We start from the raw sequence: 1,687 nt of genomic DNA on the forward strand, positions 1-1,687 counted from the left end.
GGTGGCTCCTGTGTGAACTCAGCCGCCCATGATACCTGCTGCGGCAAAAAACCGTTTCCGTGTAAGCGGTTACATGGATTTTCAGCCAACGGCGCAGCCCCTCGTGGCGGGGGTTGGGGCTGGTTGGTCGCGGAGAGCCCGGTGGGGATATGGAGGCTGGCCGGTCGGGTGGGTTGCGCAGGGGACGCTGCAAGTACGTCCTTGTAAGCTCGTAGGCGCCATCCATGGCGCCTGCGCCCCTGCGCAGCCCACCCGGCCGGCCCCTGACACATTCCGGCGGTTCCCGCCCGCCACGGAAAGAAAAAAGAAGAGCAAAGGCAAAGGCAGCATCCCGGGCGGCCGCCGGGATCTGACCCCCAAAAGCGAAAGCAGAGCTTCAACTCCTTCCTGCCTCGAGACCTGACAGATCTCATCCACGCATGGCGTGGATAAATAGATAGATCGTGTCGACCAAGGTCGACACCTACCAACAGCCGCGGGAAWTTGTCGGGGGTGGGGCGGTGTGGGTTGGCAGGACCGTTGGCGCCATGGGCCCGAGGCATGCCTCGGGCAGGTTGGGCAGGACGCCCAACCCCGGTCTTGCCGTGTGCGCAGGACAGCGCACACGAGCAAGGCGCCATCGAGCCCCCATGGACGGGTTTACGGCGTGTCCTGCCAGCCCACACCGCCCCGCCCAACCCACAGAAACCCAGAGCCGCTTTGGCTTTGGCTTTGGCCTTGGCCTTGGCCTTGGCCTTGGCTTTGGCTCTGGCCTCTGCGGGTGCAGGGTGCAACCCTGCCGAATACCCTCCGCTGCRCTCGCCGGGCATGGCCCGGCGCTAGCCGTAACAAGAAGGCCGCCTTTCGGCGGCCTTCTTGTTACTTCAGCTTGATCTCGCGCAGGCGCTCTTCGAGGAAGCCGTGCGCGGTGATCGGTTCCGGGTACCGGCTCGGGTTCTCCTCGGTGATGCACGAGGGCAGCACGTCGATCAGGAAATCCGGGTTCGGGTGCAGGAAGAACGGCACCGAATAGCGCGGCTGGCGGGCCAGCTCACCCGGGGGATTGACCACCCGGTGGATGGTCGACGGATACACGTGGTTGGTCAGGCGCTGCAGCATGTCGCCGATGTTGACCACGATGGTGTCCGCGTCCGAGGTGAACGGCACCCAGTCCCCGTCATGCGACTGCACTTCCAGGCCTGCCGCGCTGGCACCGACCAGCAGCGTGATGAAGTTGATGTCGCCATGCGCACCAGCGCGCACGTTGGGAATGTCGTCGGTGGTGATCGGCGGGTAATGGATCGGGCGCAGGATCGAATTGCCGAAATTGGTCTTGTCGGCGAAGAAGTGCTCCGGCAGGCCGATGTGCAGGGCCAGGGCCGAAAGCACGCGCGAACCCAGGTTGTCCAACGCCTGGTACAGGCCGTAACCACGCTCACGGAAGCCCTCGACCTCGGACGGCCACAGGTTCGGCGCCATCACGTCCCGGTACTTGGAGTCGTCGGCGATCTCGCGACCGATGTGCCAGAACTCCTTCAGGTCGAAGTGCTTGGAGCCCTTGGCGGTCTCCACACCGAACGGGGTATAGCCACGGGCGCCGCCGCTGCCAGCCACGTGGTACTTCCGCTTCGTCTCATCCGGCAGTGCGAAGAAGGCCTTGAAGACGTCGTAGGCCGCATCGATGTCGGCCTGCGGGATGCCGTGGTTG

General features: G+C 64.7%; 1 protein-coding gene. It reads right to left on the reverse strand.

The features are described 5' to 3' along the window. Positions 1-858: 858 nt before the first annotated feature. Positions 859-1,687, reverse strand: an 829-nt coding sequence (locus tag AC1VAN_RS20980; RefSeq protein WP_480986655.1) for an isopenicillin N synthase family dioxygenase, incomplete at its 5' end; no start/stop codon positions are given.

The organism is Stenotrophomonas sp. 05L44_2 (assembly GCF_056665995.1).